This is a genomic window from Streptomyces sp. TRM68367 (assembly GCF_014495685.1).
Taxonomy (GTDB): Bacteria; Actinomycetota; Actinomycetes; order Streptomycetales; family Streptomycetaceae; genus Streptomyces.
Genome location: NZ_JACTVI010000054.1, coordinates 1 through 18,960 on the forward strand (window position 1 = coordinate 1; position 18,960 = coordinate 18,960).

General features: G+C 66.4%; 12 protein-coding genes and 3 pseudogenes. 5 read left to right on the forward strand and 10 right to left on the reverse strand.

What is annotated here, in order from left to right:
• Nucleotides 1–690 precede the first annotated feature (690 nt).
• From H8R17_RS28380 to H8R17_RS28390, 3 genes are all read right to left on the reverse strand, one after another.
• Nucleotides 691–1,176, reverse strand: coding sequence for a hypothetical protein (locus H8R17_RS28380; RefSeq protein WP_187826074.1), 486 nt, complete (start codon nucleotides 1,174–1,176; stop codon nucleotides 691–693).
• 52 nt (nucleotides 1,177–1,228) lie between these two features.
• Nucleotides 1,229–1,672, reverse strand: coding sequence for a hypothetical protein (locus tag H8R17_RS28385; RefSeq protein WP_187826075.1), 444 nt, complete (start codon nucleotides 1,670–1,672; stop codon nucleotides 1,229–1,231).
• Between the two features lie 92 nt (nucleotides 1,673–1,764).
• Nucleotides 1,765–9,474 (reverse strand): DNRLRE domain-containing protein, encoded by a 7,710-nt coding sequence (locus H8R17_RS28390; RefSeq protein WP_399477395.1) that lies wholly within the window; start codon nucleotides 9,472–9,474, stop codon nucleotides 1,765–1,767.
• 1,293 nt (nucleotides 9,475–10,767) lie between these two features.
• On the opposite strand from H8R17_RS28390, the gene H8R17_RS28395 reads away from it, so the two are divergent.
• Nucleotides 10,768–11,319, forward strand: coding sequence for a hypothetical protein (locus H8R17_RS28395; protein WP_262505563.1), 552 nt, complete (start codon nucleotides 10,768–10,770; stop codon nucleotides 11,317–11,319).
• A gap of 72 nt (nucleotides 11,320–11,391) precedes the next feature.
• The gene (locus H8R17_RS28400; RefSeq protein WP_187826077.1) at nucleotides 11,392–11,637 is read left to right on the forward strand and encodes a hypothetical protein; all 246 of its coding nucleotides are present in this window, start codon (nucleotides 11,392–11,394) and stop codon (nucleotides 11,635–11,637) included.
• 423 nt (nucleotides 11,638–12,060) lie between these two features.
• On the opposite strand, the gene H8R17_RS28405 is transcribed toward H8R17_RS28400, so the two are convergent.
• From H8R17_RS28405 to H8R17_RS28420, 4 genes and pseudogenes are all read right to left on the reverse strand, one after another.
• On the reverse strand, nucleotides 12,061–12,699 hold the full coding sequence (locus tag H8R17_RS28405; RefSeq protein ID WP_187826078.1) for a histidine phosphatase family protein: 639 nt from the start codon (nucleotides 12,697–12,699) through the stop codon (nucleotides 12,061–12,063).
• 137 nt (nucleotides 12,700–12,836) lie between these two features.
• A pseudogene (locus H8R17_RS28410) lies at nucleotides 12,837–12,992 on the reverse strand (ATP-binding protein); the annotation flags it as partial.
• A 76-nt stretch (nucleotides 12,993–13,068) separates the two neighbouring features.
• Nucleotides 13,069–13,251, reverse strand: a complete 183-nt coding sequence (locus H8R17_RS28415) for a DUF397 domain-containing protein (protein WP_187826079.1) — start codon at nucleotides 13,249–13,251, stop codon at nucleotides 13,069–13,071.
• A gap of 8 nt (nucleotides 13,252–13,259) precedes the next feature.
• The gene (locus tag H8R17_RS28420) at nucleotides 13,260–14,111 is read right to left on the reverse strand and encodes a helix-turn-helix transcriptional regulator (RefSeq protein ID WP_187826080.1); all 852 of its coding nucleotides are present in this window, start codon (nucleotides 14,109–14,111) and stop codon (nucleotides 13,260–13,262) included.
• A 232-nt stretch (nucleotides 14,112–14,343) separates the two neighbouring features.
• On the opposite strand from H8R17_RS28420, the gene H8R17_RS28425 reads away from it, so the two are divergent.
• Nucleotides 14,344–14,787, forward strand: a complete 444-nt coding sequence (locus H8R17_RS28425) for an ATP-binding protein (RefSeq protein WP_187826081.1) — start codon at nucleotides 14,344–14,346, stop codon at nucleotides 14,785–14,787.
• Between the two features lie 16 nt (nucleotides 14,788–14,803).
• On the opposite strand, the pseudogene H8R17_RS28430 reads toward H8R17_RS28425, so the two are convergent.
• Nucleotides 14,804–15,381: pseudogene (locus H8R17_RS28430) on the reverse strand (acyl-CoA thioesterase).
• A 119-nt stretch (nucleotides 15,382–15,500) separates the two neighbouring features.
• Between H8R17_RS28430 and H8R17_RS28435 the strand changes: the two are divergent.
• Together H8R17_RS28435 and H8R17_RS28440 are read left to right on the forward strand one after the other, a co-directional pair.
• Entirely contained in the window at nucleotides 15,501–16,808 is a 1,308-nt protein-coding gene (locus H8R17_RS28435; RefSeq protein WP_187826082.1) for an LCP family protein, read from the forward strand.
• Nucleotides 16,801–17,427, forward strand: a complete 627-nt coding sequence (locus H8R17_RS28440; protein WP_187826083.1) for an HAD family hydrolase — start codon at nucleotides 16,801–16,803, stop codon at nucleotides 17,425–17,427. The genes H8R17_RS28435 and H8R17_RS28440 overlap by 8 nt, the downstream gene beginning before the upstream one ends.
• An 83-nt stretch (nucleotides 17,428–17,510) precedes the next feature.
• Here the strand turns inward: H8R17_RS28440 and H8R17_RS28445 are convergent, their stop codons facing one another.
• The gene (locus H8R17_RS28445; protein WP_187826084.1) at nucleotides 17,511–17,879 is read right to left on the reverse strand and encodes a four-helix bundle copper-binding protein; all 369 of its coding nucleotides are present in this window, start codon (nucleotides 17,877–17,879) and stop codon (nucleotides 17,511–17,513) included.
• Between the two features lie 183 nt (nucleotides 17,880–18,062).
• Nucleotides 18,063–18,838: pseudogene (locus H8R17_RS28450) on the reverse strand (SAM-dependent methyltransferase).
• Nucleotides 18,839–18,960: the final 122 nt, after the last annotated feature.

The window sequence follows — 18,960 nt, forward strand, 5'->3', positions numbered from 1 at the left end:
ACCACCACCCGAAGGACGAACCAGGACGAATCCTCAACCCCGACCGACCACCCCAGGCCGGCGCGCGCACGTGAATGATCGAGGCCAGGCGCTGCTGGCGCTCATCGAGATGCGGCAGCAACAGCCCGAACGCATCCACCAGCTCTGCCTTCGTCCCCTCCGACACTCCCGCATCCTACGACCCAACAGCCCACGAAAACCGAAGAGTTATTGATCGGCAGGCCCCTGCGTCACCACCCGATCCGGGCAAGTTCGGAAGAGCTCATTCATCGCCGGGTGAGGCGCGCACCATTGGCCCAGCCGTCACCAGATCCCGATGAGCAAGGTGATTGCAGCGATCACCCAAAAGGAGCCGCCTATGCGAAATAGGATTACCCAGGCAGGGGTGGCTGCCTTCCCCTGACTCTTGAAGTAGGCGTAATTAATGAGCCCCCTGAAGTTAGTCAGGATCAGAAGGCCAACTATCAGCATGAAGGGGGCGAAGCCCATCCTGACAATGATGTCGTCACTGAATTTCGCTGCAAGGTTCATTTTCACCCGTTCGTGAGATCGTAAATCGCTGGGCGGCCTGCCGCATCCGCAGGGGGCGGCAGGCCGCCCAGCATCAGGGTTCAGGCGTCAGCTGAACAAGCCGCCGACGGCTGACGCCGAATTCAGGTGAGATGGAACGATCTCGCCGAGATCTATGGTTCACCTCGGGTACCGCTTACTCGGCGGCCCCTCTCCGCGTACGCCGTCGATCCTGTCCAAGTCATCCCGCATTCCGGCATACGTTTCCGGATATTGACTGAGCATCCCAGTAACGCCTGCCCGGGTTTTCGGCAGGCTGCACGCGTATGAGCGGAGGATGATTTCCCGCCCCTCAAGAAACTGTTCAAGGACGCCGAACTCGACCGAACTCCGAAAGTACGCCTCCTCGTTCAAGCAGAGACCCTCGAGGTAACGGAAGCAGGGCGCGAGATCATCCATGCTCACCGATTCATTCCGCAACAAGGGCAGGAGTACGGGCCGACTGAAGGCACTCAGAAAGAATTCGAGCAGGTCCGGAACATTTCCCCTCCCCCAGCCATCACCGAGGTCGCGGTCGCGCTCCCTGATTTCGTCGAGCACATCCCGGGCTCCCGGAACCTGCCGCAAGAACTCGGTAACAACGTATTCCGATTTGATGACGTCCATACCACCTACATCTGGAAGTTTGCTGCCGCCCACAACTCCGCCGGGGCCTTAGTCAGGGCAAGAAGGGCGCGAGAGTCTCACGTGCCGCAGGAGAGATGCGTTCAGGGTCCAGGGTCTCCTGGGCTACACTCAGCGTTTTCTCCCCCATCAGCGGGAACGAGATCAAAACGAGCTCTTCGTCAGCAAAAAGCGGCTCGATCGCCTGAAAATATCCGGCATCGCTGATCGATTGAACCGGACTGGAGATGAGGACTTCCACAAAAGTGAAGCAACGTCGGAGAAGTTCCTTGTTCGGCGAATCACTTCGAAACTCCGGAAGCATGACGCCATGCCAGAGGACCTCTTTGAGGAAGTTGTAGAGATCATACCAGGGGGGACCTTCTGAAAGGATCTTGACGGCGGGAGTTCTCAGCATCTCCTCAACGGCAGTGCGAGATTCAGGGACCACATCGAGAAGCAGTCCAGGAATATCTGATCGCTGGCGAACCTCAACCATCTCTGAATCCTTCAATAGATTGGGCGACCCATCCTCAGATCAGGGACGGGTCGCCCAAGCTGGCAACCTACCTCTACCTTACACGCAGGGAACTACACATAAGGCTGCGGCTGCGGTTCCGTGAGTTCATGGAAGCCAAATGGATCTATCGCATCCTTGAACATCTCCCAAGCGCCGCCACCCCAGCCGTACTCCCGTACGTAACTGGGTGCTTGCGCAGCGGTCGTCACGCCACCTGCAATTCCGAAGGCCTTGTAGAACCCGCGAAGCTTGGTCGGTTCACCTGACGGCTTGGGAGCAGGGTTCCGCCCCACGGGTTTGAACTCTTGGCCTGTGAGGTGGCTCAGAGACTGAGCCTGCACCACTGTGTCCCGGTTGACGGCGAGCGTGCGACGCAAATCGGCATCGTCGTTCACCATTTTGGTCAGCGCCCCTCCGACGTCGTTGGAGTTCAGCGCATTGTAGAGATCGGCAGCTTCTTGCTGAGCGATTTTCAGGTCGGATTCAGAGAGGATTCCATTGCCCTTGAGTCGCTTCTTGCGATCCCTCTCCAGCAGGTCAGCCAGGCCCGCCAGCTTGTTCGACGCCTTTTCCAGATGCCAGCTCACCTTCGCGGCCGACGCCTTGACCGGCTGTCCTGTGTTGAATTCATGGATCAGCGCGGTGGAAGTGCGACCGTCACCGAACCCGCCCTTCTCGGATTCGCGAAGATAGAGCTCTTCGATGATGCCTCGCAGCTCCTTGCTCTCAACCTCGGGCATGCTGGCCCGCGGTTTCGTAGCACCAGGATTCGAGTTTGTCAGGCAGATGAGGCAGCCGGCCGTTGCCGGGTCACCGCCGCCGCACACATCCTTGATCCCGTCGACACACGGAAGATGCCCATCCAGTTCGACAAAACTGATCGGGTTTCCACCGGTGAAGGCGTAACGGTTGCTGGTGTACGGGTCTGCGCCGAGTCCCATGTCGGCAAGGGCGCCGTTGTAAATGTCCCGGGTGGTGAAGCGGTTGAGCCCCGGGTCGTAGTCGCGGAAGCCCATGTCGTACGTGCCGGACTGAGCGTCCCAGCGCTTGGCGTTGAACCGGTACGGGCTGTATGCCTCTTTGGTGGGGTCGGCCGTGTCGGGCTTGTCGATGCCGGTGAACTCGGCGTCGTCGTCCTTGCCGTAGGCGGTGTAGCCGTAGGTGGCCTTGGTGTCACCGTTGCCGTCGGTCAGCGTCTCGACGTCGGTGTGCCCGTTGTAGCCGTAGTAGCCGTCCTCCGTTGTGCCGTCGGTGTTGTGCTTGACCTGCGACAGGCGCTCGCCCCACGGGCTGTACTGGTACGACTTGGTCAGCTCGCCGGCGACCTCCTCGTTCAGCACCTCGCCTGACAGGCCGAGGTAGGTGAAGTCGGTGGTCTTGCCGTCCGCCGTCCTGGACGAGGTCCGGTCGAGCGGGTCGTAGGTGTACGTGGTCGACTTCATCGCACCGGCGTCATCCATCATCTGGGACTCGATGACGTGGTCGAAGCCGTCGTACACCTTCCGGGAGATGATCTCCCCGCCCGAGGTGACCGACTCCTGACGCCCGAACGGGTCGTAGGTGTAGCCGGCCGCCACCCCATCGGTCGTGGAGCTGAGCAGCCGGTTGCGGTCGTAGGTGTAGGTGACGGCCGTTCCCTGGACCGTCTGGCTGACGACGTTGGCGTTGTCGTCGTGGACGTAGGTGTCCGTGCTCGCGCCGTTACCGGTCTTGACCGACTTGGCGAGTCGGCCGGCCGGGTCGTAGGTGTAGTCCGTGGTGGATTCGAGGTACGACGCGTGGTCGTCGGCGTTCATCTTCTTTGCGACGTCCTGCGCCTTGTTCCCGTTGGGGTCGTAGGCGTAGGCGTAGGTGTGGGAGGCGACGAGGGTGCCGTTGCCCTTGCTCTCCACCGAGGTCTTCAGCGAGCCGTCGAGGTAGTAGGTGTAGTCGACGGTGTTGCCGTTGTCCTTGGTCTCCTTCAGCTTCTGGCCGCGGTCGGTGTACGTGTACGACGACACCTTCGGGTCGGTGTCGGTCGCGGTCTTGCCGACCGAGACCGTCTTGACCAGTTCCCGCAGGTCGTAGGTGTACTTCGAGTACTGGTCGGGGTGGGTGACCGTCTCCGGCTGGCCGTTGGCGTCGTACGTGTACGACGTCGACCTCTGCTCCTGCCCGGCCAGCGCCTCGGTGACCTTCCCGACCTGGTTGAGGCCGGTGTAGGTGACCGTGTACGCGTCGACCGTCGCACCGGAGGAGGTGTCGTCGATCGAGGTCAGGTTGCCGTTGACGTCATAGGCGTACGTGAACGTCTTCTGCTCGTTGTCCGTGTCGGCCGAGTTGTCCCGCACCAGCTTCACACCGTCGGCGACCACAGTGTCGGCGCTGTTCTCGAAGAGCTCCAGCTTCGCTGCGTTGCCCTGGGTGAAGGAGTACGAGCCCAGCGGCACCCAGGCCCCTGCACCGGCCGACTGGTCGACTGTCTTGTCGACCGTGCCGTCGGCGTGGGTGAGGGTGTACTTCGCCGCCGTGGCCGCGCCCGTCACCTCCGGGTACTTCACATACACGTCGTACGTGCCGTCTGCGGGGATGTTCAGCGTCCAGGCGAAGGAGTCCGTGCCCGTGCCCGGCCCATGGGTGGCGTGGTCGTAGCCCTGCTGGCCGTCGGTGTCCGCCGTCGTCCAGGTGCCGGTGGCCGTGGTGGTCTGGGTGTCGGAGTTGTCGGCCAGAACGACTGACTTGCCGACCGGGACACCGTCGTCGGACTTCGACTTGAGCTTGCCGTCCGGGAAGTACGACCAGCTCATGGTGCGGTTCGAGGAACCTCCGGCCGACGTGAGTGTCCGGGCCGTCTGCTGGCCCAGGTCGTTGTAGTCGTACGTGGTGGAGATGTCCCACGGATCCGTGGACGACTTCGCCCACCCGTTGTCGAAATAGGTGAACGTCGTGTCGTTGCGCCCCGTCTGGCCCTCCGACGGCGGCAGCGACGTCTTCGCCACCCGCCCGACAGCGTCGTACACCGTCTGCATGTAGACGTTCGGGTCGTTGTAGCGGGCGTCCGCCGGGTCGTACGGCTGGAACTGCTTGACCGGACGGTTCAGCGCGTCGTACTCGGTACGCGCGGTGAACGCCTCCGTTGAACCAGCCGCCACAGCCCGCGGCGAGACGATCTTGGTGGCGTTGCCGACCTCGTCGTACTCGTACCTGGTGATACGGAACGTGGTGCCGTCGTACGGAGCCTTGACCTCGGCGGTCTTGCCACGCTCGTCGTAGGTGACGGTCGTGGTGTTGTTCTCCGCATCCGTGGTCGAGATGACGAGGGAGTCCTTGTCGTAGGAGCGCTTCGTCGTCTTCCCGGCGGCGTCCGTCACCTGCGTGACCCGGTGGTTCAGGTCATAGGCCGTCTTGCTGGAGTAGTCGGTCGTGTCCGTCGTCGCGTTCTTCTTGGGGTCGATGACCGTGACGACGTTGCCGACGTTGTCGTACTCGTAGCTGACCTTGTCACCGGCCGCGTTGACCACGTCCGTGAGCTGGTAGATCTCGTCGTAGTGGTGCGTGGTGGCATAGTCGTCCGGGTCCGCCGTGGTCAGCGTGCCCTTGGGCTCCGTCACCGTCTTCGGATGGCCGGTCCTGTCGTACGTGTAGACCGACTTCCGCTCGTCCGACGTCGCCGTGTCCTTCGGCGCCGTCGCCTCCATGACCTGGTCCGCCGCGTCGTAGACGACCGTCGACACCGCACCGTTCGGCGCCGTCGACTCGGTGACGTTGTCGTTGGCGTCGTAGACGGGGGCGGAGGTAGTGATCAGCTCACCCTCGTCCTGGTCCTTCGGCACCGTCGAGACCAGCGGACGTCCGAACGTGTCGTACGTCTGCGTGGTCGTCTTCAGCAGGGCGTCGGTGACCGACGTGACCTGGCCGCGCTCGTCGTAGACGAACTTCGTGGACTTGCCCAGCGCGTCGGTCATCGTCTTCGGGTAACCGGTGGGCCCGAAGTCGCTGTGGGTCGACGCGTTGCCGTTGGCGTCCGTGGCCCGGGTCAGCTGGCCGTAGGAGTTGTACTCGTAGACCGTCTGGTAGTCATCGTCAACCGTCGTGGTCGCAACACCCTTTGGGTCCGTGACCGCCGTCAGGTTGCCGAAGGCGTCGTAGCCGAACTCCCAGGCACGCCCCTCCGGGGAGCTCTTCCTGACCAGGTCGACCGAGTAGCCCTCGGCGCGGGGCTGGTACTCGTACGTCGCCGCGTTCACCGGGTAGGTGCCCGGGGCACACTCGGACTGCGCCGGGACGCCGGTCTTGTTGTTCTCCGCGTCGCGCTGCCAGAGCGGGTAACCCGTCTTCTGGTCGTAGCAGTACGCGGTCTTGGCGCCGTTGTCCTCCTCGATGTATGTGACGTTGTTGTCCGCGTCCCACGACATCTTCGTCGTCTGGGACTTGGCATTCGTGGTCTGCACCGGCCGGCCGAAGTCGTCCGCCACATAGTCCGTGGCGTTGTTCTCAGCGTCGGTGACCTTGGTCGCGGTGAACTCGGGGTTCGCCGCGTCGGCCGCGTACACGAAGCCGGTGGTGCCGTTCAGACGGTCGGTGATCGTCTTGGTCCACCAGTGGTACGACGGGTCGTCACCAGCCTGCGGCGTGAAGTACGCCATCCCGGTCGCGTTACCGCGCGGGTCGGTGGCTTGGACCAGCTTGACGTTCTTGTTCCCCTGCGTGGCGTCGTAGGTGAACGTGAAGTCCTTCGGTTGGGCGGAGCCCACACCGTCGGTGAACTGACCCAGCAGACCCTTCGCCGTGTAGAAGAAGGAGATCTTCCGCCCGGAGATATCCGTGACCGACTTGATGTGGTCGTAGATCTTCGAGTTGGTCAGGTTCGAACCGGTGACCTTCGCACCCGTGCCGTCGATGTACTCGTAGGACGCATCGCCCTTCTCGTAGTAGTCGACGGTCAGCGACTGCCGGCTGGCCGGGTCGGTGATGTACTTGAGGAACTTGGTCGGCTTGTTGTTGGACTGGCGTTCCTCGTACGTGTACGTCTGCGTGTTGCCGTTCTTGTCGACCACCGAGGTCAGGTAGCCGTCGCAGCCGAAGAGGAAGCGGGTGCCGTCCGGGCGCAGCAGTGTCCAGGCGTCGGGCACTGGGTCCTTGTCCGGGGTGCAGTCCAGGCCCGCTTTCATGGTGATGCGGTAGTGGACGCCCGCCGGGGCCTTCCAGCTGCCGTCGGCCTGCTTGGTGAAGAGGTGCGTGGTGCCGTCCCCGTCCGGTAGGCGGATCTCGGTCGGGTTGGGGTTGGGGTGGAAGTCCAGCGGGGCCCCGAGCCGGATGGGACCTGCCAGCTGCGCCGACCAGCCCGCGCCCGACACGGTGTCGCTGGTGTCGAGGGAGTTGTAGGCGAAGCGTGCGAACGTGGTCAGGCCGCGGCCGGGGTTGGTGAAGGCGTTGTAGGACCAGACGGTGTTGCCGGAGGCGAGGTTGTTCATCACCGTGGAGCCGGCGCCGGTGTTCTTGCCGGTGTAGGAGTAGAACTTCTCCAAGCCGAGCGTGTTGGAGGTGGGGTCCTCCACCGCCACGTTCTGTTTCAGCGGCTGGATGCTGGTGTTGGTGGTCGACAGCCAGGAGCCGTCCGCCATCTTGTGCACGTCCCAGCCGAGGACGTAGTCGGTGCGCTTGTTGCCGGAGTCGGAGTTGATCGGCGTGTTGACGGTGGCCTGGATCGTCGCCGAATCGCCCGGTGCCAGCGCCGGGATGGCGGTGGCGGCCTGGTTGCCGCCGGTGGTGACGTCGGTGCCGTCGGGGAGCTTCCAGGTGTAGGACAGCTCCCGCTCACCGGCCGCCCAGTTGCTGGACGTGGTGTTGGTGACGGTGAAGTCCACCGTGTAGGTGGAGTTCGGGGTCATCCGGGACGGGGTCTGCGGCGCGTAGTAGGTGTCCTGCGTCGTGGAGTCGACGTAGATCACCCGCAGCAGCGGGCCGAGCTGGTAGTCGGACGCCTCCGAGGCCAGGAACAGAGTGCGCTCCTGCGGGCCGGAGGACGACTCGTCCTTCAGCTTGACCATCGCACCCTTGTTGCTGGCCGGCGTGCTGATCCAGCCCTGGGTCAGCGAGGTGGCGTCCCACCAGTGGCGGCCGACCTCCGAGACCTGCGGAACAATGTCCGAGACGGTGGCCGAGTAGTCGCCGCCCGGCGTGGTCCACGCCGTGGCGGACGTGGCGTTGTTCCAGGTGGCGCTCGTCTCGCCGAAGTCCCGGTTCAGCCCGTGCAGTTCGTACGTCGCACTTCCCGCGCCGGTGTTGGTGGTCTCCGCGCCCCACATGAACAGCCGCGACTCCAGCACCGTGGCCGTGTCCGGGATGTCGGAGGTGCCGAACTTCATCACCGCGCGCGTCTTGCCGTACGTGGAGGAGTTGTTGCCGACGCTCAGCCACTTCTGGCCCACGTCCCAGGACTTGATGGTGTCCTGGTTGGTGGTCGGCTGCGCCGACGACAGGGTCGTGTCCGTCACCCCTGACGTGCCCTGGATCAGCCGCATCGTGCGGCCCGCCTGCGGCATACCCACGATCCGCGTCGGCGAGCCCAGCAGCTGGCCGTCTTCCGTCTTCACCGCGAGCTGGTAGTAGTACGACCGCCCGATCTCCACCGTCGGCGAAGGAGGGGACGGGGTCGCGGTGGTGTCCGTGTACGCCGTGGCCGACTTGTCGATCGGGGCGATGAGGGTGGCCGCGGACGGGGTGAACGCCTGCTGCGTGGAGCGGTGCAGCTGGTACTCGACGATGTCCCGGCCCGGGTCACCGCTGGTGTTGGTGTACGGCTTCCACGACAGCTCCGGGCCGGTGGAGTGCACCACGGTCGGCGAGTCCAGCTCGGTACCCACCGCACCGTAGGTCACGGTCAGCCGCGGAATGGTTGCTGTCTCACCGCCGTAGTCGCCGTCCCCCGCCTCGTAGCGCGGGCCGCCCTGCGGGGCGGTGGAGGACTCGTCGGCCGCCTTGAGGACGAAGCCGTTGTTGGCGTAGGTGCCGTTCAGCCACGCCTGGACGGTGTCGGTGACCGGGAACTTGTGCCACTGGTTGTAGGCGCCCTTGGGCTTGTCGATCTGGGCGGGGTTGACCAGCCGCGCCGCGTCCGCGATCACCGCCGTCGAGGTGGAGGCCGGACCGTCGCCGAGAACCACCTTGCCGGCCGTGCCCTTGGCGAAGGGCAGCTTGGTGCCGCTGTTCAGCGACGTCCACACGCCGTTGGTGCCGGACTGCTGGTTGACCGTGTACGTCGCCGAGCCGCCGTCGTAGGTCACCGTGTACGGGGCGTTGGTGGCGCGGTCGGTGGCGGCCACGTAGTGCACGTCGACCCGGTAGCCGTCGGTCTCGGGGATCTTCGGCTGCCAGGTGTAGGTGTCCCCGGCGATGGAGTCCTTGTTGTAGTGGTAGTCGGAGCCGATGGCGTACTGGGTCAGCGACGAGCCGGACGCCGGCCAGGTGCCCTTCGCGGCCGTTGTGCCGGCGTCCCCGTCGTCGACCTGCACGCTGGTGCCGGACAGCTCACCCGCCAGCGAGCTGGTGGTGTTCCAGGTCGCCGTGGACTCGTCCCAGGTGCCGGTGGCCCGGTGCGCCTCGAGGGTGACCTTGTTGCCGTTGGTGGTGTGCGTCTGGTCGTAGTACATCTCCAGACGCGCCGAGTCGATCTTCGTGCCGGACGGGATCTCGTCCAGCGGGAACCTGATCAGCGAACGGGCTGCCCCGGAGGTGGTCTTGCCGACCGACAGCTTCCAGGTGCTGTTGTAGTTCGTCGTCGGCGCCTCCTGCAGGACCATGGTGTCCTGCGAGGCGGACGGGGACGGCGCGATCGTGATCGTCGGGTCGATCACCACGGGGTACTGCCGCTCCTTGGCGGCCAGCCACGTCGCGTCCGGCGTGACGGTGATCTTCCAGTCCTTGCCGTCCCGGGTCAGCTTCTGCGAGACCTTCGGGCTGTAGGCGTACCCGTAGGGGGAGTTGGCGTCCTTGCGTGCGTCCGTCATGAACGCCGCCGGGATCACCATCACCGGCGTGTGGGGCAGCTCCCCGTACAGGGCGATCGAGCCGTCCTTGCGCGCCTTGGGCGTCAGGCCGTCGGGGTCCAGGGTGAAGGTGAACGTCAGCGGGCCGTTAGGGCGCTCGGCCAGGGTGATGTTCTCCTTCACCCGGCCTGGCCCGACCTCATAGGCCAGGTCGGCACCGTGGACTGCGTCCTTGTAGGTGACCGTGGAGCCCTTTGCTTGCGGATCCAGGCTCTTGCCGGTCACGCCCCGAAGGCCCAGGGTGACGGACCGGCCGTCGCCGGCCGCGAAGCGCAGCAGCCGGTCCGCATCCGTACCGAACCAGCTCTTGCCGGAGTTGGTGGTGTTGGCGAACTCGAAGCCCTTCGCCCCGCTCGCGCGGACCGTGGTGTCGATCGACTTCCAGGTCGCCTTTTTGCCGGAGCCGGACCGGTAGGAGGTGGGCGCCGCCGACAGCTCCGCCTCGATCCGGCCGTCCGACAGCTGCCAGTACCGCGCGTTCGCCGTGCGCCGTCCGGTCAGCTCCTTGACCCGCCTGGCCTTGGGATCCTTGGTGCCCTTCGGCAGTTTCTGCCGGTCGGCTATTCCCAATTCGTCATGCGACGGCGGTTTTTCGTTTTCCTTGCTATCATCCGCGAACCAGCCTTTGACGGTGTCGACGATTCCCTTTCCGTCGCCGTCATCGGCGGGTGCCGCATACGCGACCTGTGGCAGCGCGGTGCTCGTCACCGCGGATACCAGCAGGCACGCAACCAGCCTGCCCCATCTGGGTCTCACATCAAACCTTTCCTCGTGCATCGAGTACGAAACATGCCGCCGAGAACCCGCCACCACCTGCGGTGACGGAAGGTCATGCGCAGCAGCGCCCGGTTTCTAGCCAGCTCGATGACGAGAAGTCAAGTGACCAGACATTGCCGACACTTGACCCTGCATGTCGGCAGACGGGGGCTGGGGCGAACCGGTCTGAAAAATCTCCGCTATTTCCGCTCGCTGGACAGCCGTTCCCGCGGACAGGTATAAACCGCCCGGCTCACGCAACAGCGATGGCATGTGCGAGAGGACGAAGCAATGGGCACAACGGCCCCCGAACCGACAACCGATCAGCCGGATTCCGAGGGAACCGCCAAGGGAAACCTTGAAGGAACTCCCGAGGAATCCCCGGACTCGACAAACGGGTCGGCAGCCGATTCCGCCGACCGGCGCTCCCTGCGCGCCGGGCTCGTCGTGGCCGGGGCCGCGCTGGCCGCCTGCCTCGGGCTGGTCCTCTACGGCGTGCTCGACACCCACGACGGCGACAACAAAGCGGAACCCAAGGTTCCCACCGCGCCGGTGACCTACGAGGTGACCGGTGAGGGCACCGCCGACATCACCTACCAGGGGCGCAGCGAGACCGGAAGGGCGGCCGTCGTGAAGGCGGCCTCGCTGCCATGGCGCGCGACCGTCAACGTGCCCCTCGGCCAGGACCCGGTCGTCAGCATCGTCCTCGACGCACAGGGCGGGCAGGCCCGCTGCGCCCTCGCCATCCGCGGACAGCACGTCCAAAGCGCCACCGCAGCCGGGGAGTTCGGCCGCGCCACCTGCGCCGGCCAGCTTCCGCGCCCGGACGCGCCCGAGAACTGACGTGGTGCCTCGTCCCCGGCGCTGCGCCCCATGCTGCGCACCGCACGCACGAGACAACCGCAAGGGAAGACCATGAGCTCCAGACGATCCCGCGCCCGCCGTCCGCTGATCGGCAAGGGCAGAACCTGGCTGGCCGTCGGCGCCACCGTACTCGGCGGGGCGGGCCTGGCCACGGCCGCCGTCGCCATCGCCCCGACCACGCGGAGGACACCGACGAAGCCCGGCCCGCAAGCGCGCACACGCTCGCACTCGCCGGATCCAGCACCTCCGCCCGCTCCCTTCCCCGCACCGACACCGACACCGACGCCTTCTCGCTGATCGGTGTCTCCTGGAAGGACCACGCGAAGAACTTCGACGGCACCGCCCAGATCCGCACCCGTAGCACCACCAGCGGCGAGTGGATCGACTGGCGCGACCTCGACTTCGACGGAACCGCCCCCGAGACCGACGAAGCCAGCGCCCGCAGCGTCCGCGGTGAGCCCGTTCTCCTGCTCATGACGCATGCGCCTCTGTGTGGTGCTGGCGCATTCGTACGTTGGTGTCGGTCACGGCGCTGTAGTCACGCTGGAGCGGGCGTTCTGTCTGGTGGCTTCGTTCACTTCCAGCAGCAGCGTTTGTACGTGGGTTCGGGAGGCAGGTGGCGTATTGAGGCGTCGTGGATGTTCACGAGAAATGACGTCAGTTCACGGGGCGGCCCGCCGCTCATGAGGGTGGCGGGCCGTGGAGCGGGCCAGGCAGAGGTCAGCCGGCCGCAGAGTCGAGATGGCGGGTGTCACCGAGGCTGACGAGCCGACGGCTGTGATAGAAGTCGTCCTCGCGTAGCGTGGTGATGCTGCCGGAGCGCGCCTGGAATATGACATAATCGAGCGATTCGATTGGCATCTTGATCCAAGACGCCAGGACGAACGTCAGGGCGAAACCGTGTGTCACGATGATCTGGTGTTCGCACGGGCTCTGTAGAATCTCGTCCACGGCGGCATAGATGCGCTGTGCGAGCGCCGTATTGGACTCGGCACCTGGCACGCCTTGATCGTGTCCCATCCGGTCGCCGACGGCTGGCGGCGGAATGAACCTCTGGTCCAGCCACTCCTGCGGCCTTCCCTCCGCTTCTCCGAATGACTTCTCCCGAAGCCTGCGGTCCAGGATCGGTTTCACGCCGAACAGCTCGGCAACCTCTTCGGCCGTCTGCCGGGTGCGCTGTAGATCCGAGGAGAACAGCTCCACCTCGGAGCCGTCCCGGATCTGTGCCCGCAGCGCCTGGGCAATGGAGCCCGCCGCGTGGATGCCGGCGGGCGTGAGCTGAGAATCATGCCATCCACCGACGACCCCCTCGACGTGGTGTGTCGCCTCCGGGTGGGTGACTACGTAAATAGTGCGCATGAGTGCGTGCCCTTCTTGTAGGTAGCGTCCTGCCTGAATCCACTCCGCAACTATGGAAGAGACGGCTCAAAGCCATCAAGCGGGTTCTTCGGCTCGTGCGCGGGTGCTGGCCAGGCAGTAGGAGTCGGTGCCGGTTGTTCGTCGATGCAGAGCAGGTCGACGCGTCCGTAGCGGGCGATGGCCTTGTTCAGCTGTTTCTCGTCGGCGGCTTTGACCAACTCATTTACCAGTTTCGTGGCGAGCGTGTAGCGGACGCGGTAGCCCTTCATGGCGGCCTCGGTGCCCAGGGCAATTGTGCCCAGCACCAGGCAGAGGCCAGTCACTTGCGAGAACTTGCATGCGGATCACTCGCGTGAGTGTGCCTCGTGCTCAGCGCCTCGCGTTCGCCGCGTGCGAAAGGAAGTCCGCCCAGGCCGTGGGCTGGAGGGTGAGATGCGGGCCAGCAGGGTTCTTGGAGTCGCGGATGTGGATGGTCGAGGGCGTGGTGGCTATCTCGACACAGGCGGAGCCTTCTTCGCTGTAGGTCGACTTCTGCCAGGACAGTTCGGTCACTTCGTCTCTCAGATTTCTTGGGCGATGCGGTGGATGAGGTCGAGTGAGGGGGCGGGCTTCAGGGCGACGGCCTCCATGCGGTCAAGGACGAACCGGTACTTCTCCAGTTGCCCTACCGCATCGACGAGTTCACTGCCATGGGCCGTGTCCACCTCGACGGTGTCAAGGATGGGCACCGGGCCATGGAAGTAGTCGACGGCGTGGCCTGTGGTGGGGAACGAGGTGCCGTCGAAGGGGATCACGCGGAGGCTGATGGTGGGGTGGCCGCTGATCTCGGTGAGGTGATGCAGTTGGGCCCTGGCTACCTCGCGACCGCCGAACTGCATGCGCAGGGCGGCCTCGTGGACGATCGCCGTGTACGGCGGTGGCTGCTCGCGGTGGAGGATGGCCTGACGCTTGATGCGGTGCGAGATGCGGTACTCGATCTCATGGGGACGCAAGGCTGGAACCGCTTCGCGGAACAACGCGCGGGCATGGTCGGGTGTCTGGAGCAGACCTGGGATGTTGATGACCTGGGTCACGCGCAGCGCCGTGGCATGGTGCTCCAGCTCCGCCAAGTCGAGGAGACGGGGCGGCAGAGTGCCGCGGTACTCCTCCCACCAGCCACGTGTACGGTCGGCGGCCATGGCGGCGAGCGCGTCGACCAGGGGCCGGTCCGTACAGCCGTAGATGTGGGCGAGCGTGTGTACGCGGTCCGCGCTCACGCCGAAGCGGTTGGCCTCGATGTTGCTGATCTGCGCCTGAGTCGTACCCAGGGCCTTGGCGGCCTCGGCGGCGGTCATGCCGGCGCGCTCGCGTAGCCGGCGTAGTTCTACGCCGATGCGGAGGCGGCGTGCCGTCGGGCTGGGCCTCGCTGTCATGTCCTCGCTCCGTTTCGTACGCATGGCGTCGCGGTCACCCACACGAGGGAGATTGCTGAAGGTTTTGCTGAATTCTGCAAAACATTCAGCTCCTGAAGTCTATGGTGAAACCCAAGCCGCCCAACTCCCGCCGCCCATAAGCCGGAAGCGCACCAACCCAGGCAGAGCCACCGCCCGGCGCGGCAGCTGTGCGAGCCCAAGCTCCCTTCCCCGTGACACTTCTGGAGGTTTCATGCGCACCGTATCCCTGCCCGACACCTGGGTGTACGCCCTCCGCCTGCCTCACGACCCACGCGCGGCACGGGTCGCACGTATGACCGTACGGTCGGTGCTCGACAGTCACGGGAGACCGGAAATCCTGGACGCCGTCGAGCTGATGGCGTCCGAGATGGTCAGCAACGCCTACCGGCACACCGACGGCCCCGCCTCCCTCCGGCTGACCGCGCTCGCGGACGGGCGTCTGCGGGTCGGCGTCTGGGACAGTCACCCGCGTGTCCCCGCGCCCTTCGGCAGGTCGCCCCGGGACCGGGTGCCGCTTGCCCCGGTGGAGGGCGAGGGCGGGCGCGGGCTGCGGCTCGTGCAGGAGTGCGCCGACAACTGGGGCGGCTGGTCGCTCGGAGACGGTCTGCTCGACCGCCACGTCGGGAAACTGCTGTGGTTCGAGGTGGGCGGGTGAGCCACATCATCCACGCTCAGTCCTTGAAGCCCTCCGCCGCCCGCCTCTCCCGCAGCTCCATGATCGCCCGGCGCCGGGCCAGGCGATGGGTGCGGCGGATCTGGGCCTCCTGGTAGCGGCGCTCGTCGCGCTCGGTCTCCGTTGTCACTCGGGCTTGCTCTCGATGTCCACGCCGGTCATCCGGCCGACCTGCTTTTCTGCTGGGTGTCCGGGGGTTGTCCTTGTCCCCCGGGAAATGCAGTACCGGCGGTACGCGGCGCGGCTTGCCGTCGGCGTCCACTGCCGCGAAGACCAGGTACGCCGAGCCCGCCGGCGTCGGCGGCATCGACTCGTTCCACCGCTCGGCCAAGACCCGCACACCGACCTCCATGGACGTCCGTCCGGTCCAGTTGACCTGCGCCTTCACACGCGCCAGGTAACCGACACGGACCGATTCCAAGAATGCCATCGCGTCCATGGACGCGGTCACCGCCGGCCCCCCAGAGTGCCGCCCGGCCACGGCGCCCGCCGCACCGTCGGCCGGCTTCATGCCGAAGTCGGCTCGCCGGGGATGTCCGGCGTATCCGCCTGTGCGCCCGTGGCCTGGTCTGTCATACGCTCCACCATATGCGGAGTAGACATCTGGGGAATTTGTGTCAGCTTCGCAACAGCCGTGCCCTTATTTTCCTACGAACCTTGTAAGCCGCACTGCCGTGCCCTGCACACTGGGGCGCATGAACAACTGGCCCGAGGGATGGCACGACGACAACCGCGGCTCCCGCTACGGACGCGGCAGCGCGAGCGCGCAGCCCGAGGGCGCGCGGGTGATGAGGCAGGTGCGCCGCGGTCCGGCGGCGCCCCCCGGGCAGGGCGGCTACGGCGGCCCCGGCCACCAGGCCCCGCCGTACGGCGGCGGTGTGCCGCAGCAGCCGTCGTACGTGGATGGCCATGACTACCGCGCCGGCGAGCCGTACGACAGCGGCTACAACACGGGCCAGGTCTACGGCGGCGGCGGTCCCGGCGGCCCGGGCGGCCCGCCGACGCGTGAGCCGCGGCCCGCGCCGAACTGGCGGCGCCGGTTCAAGCGGACCGCGATCATCCTGGTGATGGTTCTGGTCGTGACGACCGTCGGCACGTACTTCTGGGCCGACTCCAAGCTCCACCGTGACGTCGACCTCTCTAAGGTCATCGACCGTCCGGAGACCGGCGAGGGCACGAACTACCTGATCGTCGGCTCCGACAGCCGCGCCGGGCTGTCCGACGAGCAGAAGAAGAAGCTGCACACCGGTTCCGCCGAGGGCAAGCGCACGGACTCGATGATGATCCTGCACACCGGCAGCAACGGCGACACGCTGCTCTCGCTGCCGCGCGACTCGAACGTCACGATCCCGTCGTTCAAGGGCTCCGACTCCGGCAAGCTCTACCCGGCCACCGGCCGTCAGACGAAGCTGAACGCGGCGTACGCCGAGGACGGGCCGGAGCTGCTGGTCCGTACCGTCGAGGCCAACACGGGCCTGCACATCGACCACTACGTGGAGATCGGCTTCGCCGGCTTCGCGAACATCGTGGACGCGGTCGGCGGCGTCGAGATGGACATCCCGCAGAACATCAAGGACGCCAAGTCCGGCGCGGACCTCAAGAAGGGCAAGCAGACCCTGAACGGCGAGCAGGCCCTCGCCTTCGTCCGCACCCGGTACGCGCTGGCCGGCTCCGACCTGGACCGCACGAAGAACCAGCAGAGGTTCCTCTCGGCCCTCGCCAACCAGGTGGCCACCCCGAGCACGATCATGAACCCGTTCAAGCTGTACCCGACCATGGGCGCGGGCCTGGACTCCCTCGTCGTCGACAAGGACACGGGCCTGTGGGACCTGGCCTCCATGTTCTGGGCGATGAAGAGCGTCAGTGGCGGCGAGGGCAAGTCCATGAACATGCCGATCTCGGGCAACACCGCGAACGGCAACCTCCAGTGGGACACCGCCAAGGTGAAGCAGTTGGTCAACGAGCTGAAGAACGACGACAAGGTCACGGTCTCGAGTGAGTGACCGCCGCGGCGGGGCGCCGTTCGGCGCGGTGCTCTGCGATGTCGACAACGTCATCCGCCACTTCGACTCGTCCGGGTTGCACGCGCTGGAGCGCGCCGCCGGGCTGGCCGAGGGCACGACGAAGAAGGTGGCCTTCGCACCGGAGACCGACCTGCCGCTGCTGCTGGGCCGGATCGACGACCAGGAGTGGGTGCGCTCGATCGCGGCGGGCCTGTCCGGCCTGGTGCCCGAGGCGACGGCGTGGGAGCTGGGCACGGCCCTGCTGGAGTCGCCCTTCCGGGCCGAGGAGACGGTGGTGTCGCTGCTGCGCCGGGCGCGCGCCCGTGTCCCCCTGGTCCTGGTCAGCAACGCCACGCTCCGCCTGGAGGAGGACCTCGCTTCGCTGGGCCTGGCCGACCTCGCGGACCACGTCGTCAACAGCGCCCGCGTCGGCCTCGTCAAGCCGGACCCCCGCATCTACCGCCACGCCGCCTCCCTGGCCGGCACGGCTTCCGACCGCTGCCTCTTCGTCGACGACACCCTGGAGAACGTCGACGCGGCCGCCGCCCTCGGCATGACCCCGCTGCACTACCGCGAACCCGCCGACCTGGAACGGGCGCTGCAGCCGCTGCTTGCCTGAGCGCCGACCCGACCCGCCCCGCGCCGGACCGAGGGCACCCCGCAGGTGCCCTCGAAGCCGTCAGCCGCCGGTCGGGCAGTGGCTCACATCGTGGCGCCCGCCATCGAGCGGCACATCTCGGCGCAGCGGCGGCAGGCCTCGGCGCAGCGCATCATCTGGGCGTCGTCCGGCATCGACATGCACGCCTCGGCGCACATGTCACAGGCCCGGGCGCACATCGCGCACATCTCGGCCGACAGCGGAGAGCGGCGCATCATCATGTCCGCGCACATTCGGGTCATCTCGGAGCAGTCGATCAGCGCGCGCATGATCTGCATCTGGGCCTGGCCGCCCATCTCCATACAGGAGCTCATCGTCTCCTCGCACATGCTGTGACAGGACATGCACGCCTGCACGCAGTCCTGCATCTCCTGGCTCATCGGCGTCGCCGCTGCGGGCTGCTGCTGGGTCATGATTCCTCCCGGGGACGGGGCGGGGGCTCCGCTGAGTCGGACCCCTCGTCACTCCGTGGTACGCCTGCCCGGCGGCGCCCGCCATGGGGCGGACGCAGGGGATCCGCCGGACGGGCTCCGGTTACGGCGTCCGGCCCAAGCCTCACGGCGTCCGGCCCAAGCCTCACGGCTTACGACGCAGCCTTACGGCTTCCGGCCCACGCCGCCGAAGTGCGTGACGTCGGTGATGTCCTGCCCGGCGGCGTCGGGCCGCCAGCGGGAGCAGGAGACGACGCCGGGTTCGAGCAGGTCGGTCCCGGCGAAGAGGCGGAGGACCTCGGCGCGGCTGCGCAGGGTCATCGGGGCGGACCCCTGGCCGTTCCAGTAGTCGACGGCCGTGGTCATCGCCTCGCCGTCGACCTCCGTGGTGGGGTGGGAGATCACCACGTGACTGCCGGACTGTACGGCGTCCAGCAGCCGGCGCACGATCGAGACGGCCTCGTCGGTGTCCAGCACGAAGTTCAGGATGCCCAGCATCGTGATCGCGACGGGCCGGCCGAAGTCCAGGGTGCGCGCAGCGCCCTCGACGATCGCGCCGGGATCGTGCACATCGGCCTCGATGTAGTCCGTGGCGCCCTCGCGCGCGCTGGTGAGCAGGGCGTGCGCGTGGCTGAGGACCAGCGGGTCGTTGTCGACGTACACACGATCCGGCAGGACGGGTCGACGCCCTGGGCGACCTCGTGGGTGTTGTCGGCGGTCGGCAGCCCGGTGCCGATGTCCAGGAACTGCCGTACGCCCGCCTCCCCGGCCAGGTACCGCACCGCGCGCGCCAGGAAGCGCCGGTCGGCGACGGCGGAGCGGGGCAGCGCCGGCACGAACGAGAGGATCTGGTCGCCGACCTCCTCGTCGACCGGGTAGTGGTCCTTGCCGCCCAGCCAGTAGTTCCAGATGCGGGCCGAGTGGGAGACGTCGGCCCGCATCCGTGCCATGCGGGCGACGCCTTCGTCGCGGGTAGCGGAGGGATCGGACACGGCGTGGGGCCTCCTTCGGACGGAACCGGTCGGGACATGCCTCAACCTAGACACAAGTCCTCAGGAATGAC

Bases quoted from the DNA above. Each gene is read 5' to 3' on its own strand.
- H8R17_RS28380 (WP_187826074.1), bottom strand. From the start codon at position 1,176: ATGGACGTCATCAAATCGGAATACGTTGTTACCGAGTTCTTGCGGCAG.
- H8R17_RS28385 (WP_187826075.1), bottom strand. From the start codon at position 1,672: ATGGTTGAGGTTCGCCAGCGATCAGATATTCCTGGACTGCTTCTCGAT.
- H8R17_RS28390 (WP_399477395.1), bottom strand. From the start codon at position 9,474: ATGGTCCTGCAGGAGGCGCCGACGACGAACTACAACAGCACCTGGAAG.
- H8R17_RS28395 (WP_262505563.1), top strand. From the start codon at position 10,768: ATGGGCACAACGGCCCCCGAACCGACAACCGATCAGCCGGATTCCGAG.
- H8R17_RS28400 (WP_187826077.1), top strand. From the start codon at position 11,392: ATGAGCTCCAGACGATCCCGCGCCCGCCGTCCGCTGATCGGCAAGGGC.
- H8R17_RS28405 (WP_187826078.1), bottom strand. From the start codon at position 12,699: ATGCGCACTATTTACGTAGTCACCCACCCGGAGGCGACACACCACGTC.
- H8R17_RS28420 (WP_187826080.1), bottom strand. From the start codon at position 14,111: ATGACAGCGAGGCCCAGCCCGACGGCACGCCGCCTCCGCATCGGCGTA.
- H8R17_RS28425 (WP_187826081.1), top strand. From the start codon at position 14,344: ATGCGCACCGTATCCCTGCCCGACACCTGGGTGTACGCCCTCCGCCTG.
- H8R17_RS28435 (WP_187826082.1), top strand. From the start codon at position 15,501: ATGAACAACTGGCCCGAGGGATGGCACGACGACAACCGCGGCTCCCGC.
- H8R17_RS28445 (WP_187826084.1), bottom strand. From the start codon at position 17,879: ATGACCCAGCAGCAGCCCGCAGCGGCGACGCCGATGAGCCAGGAGATG.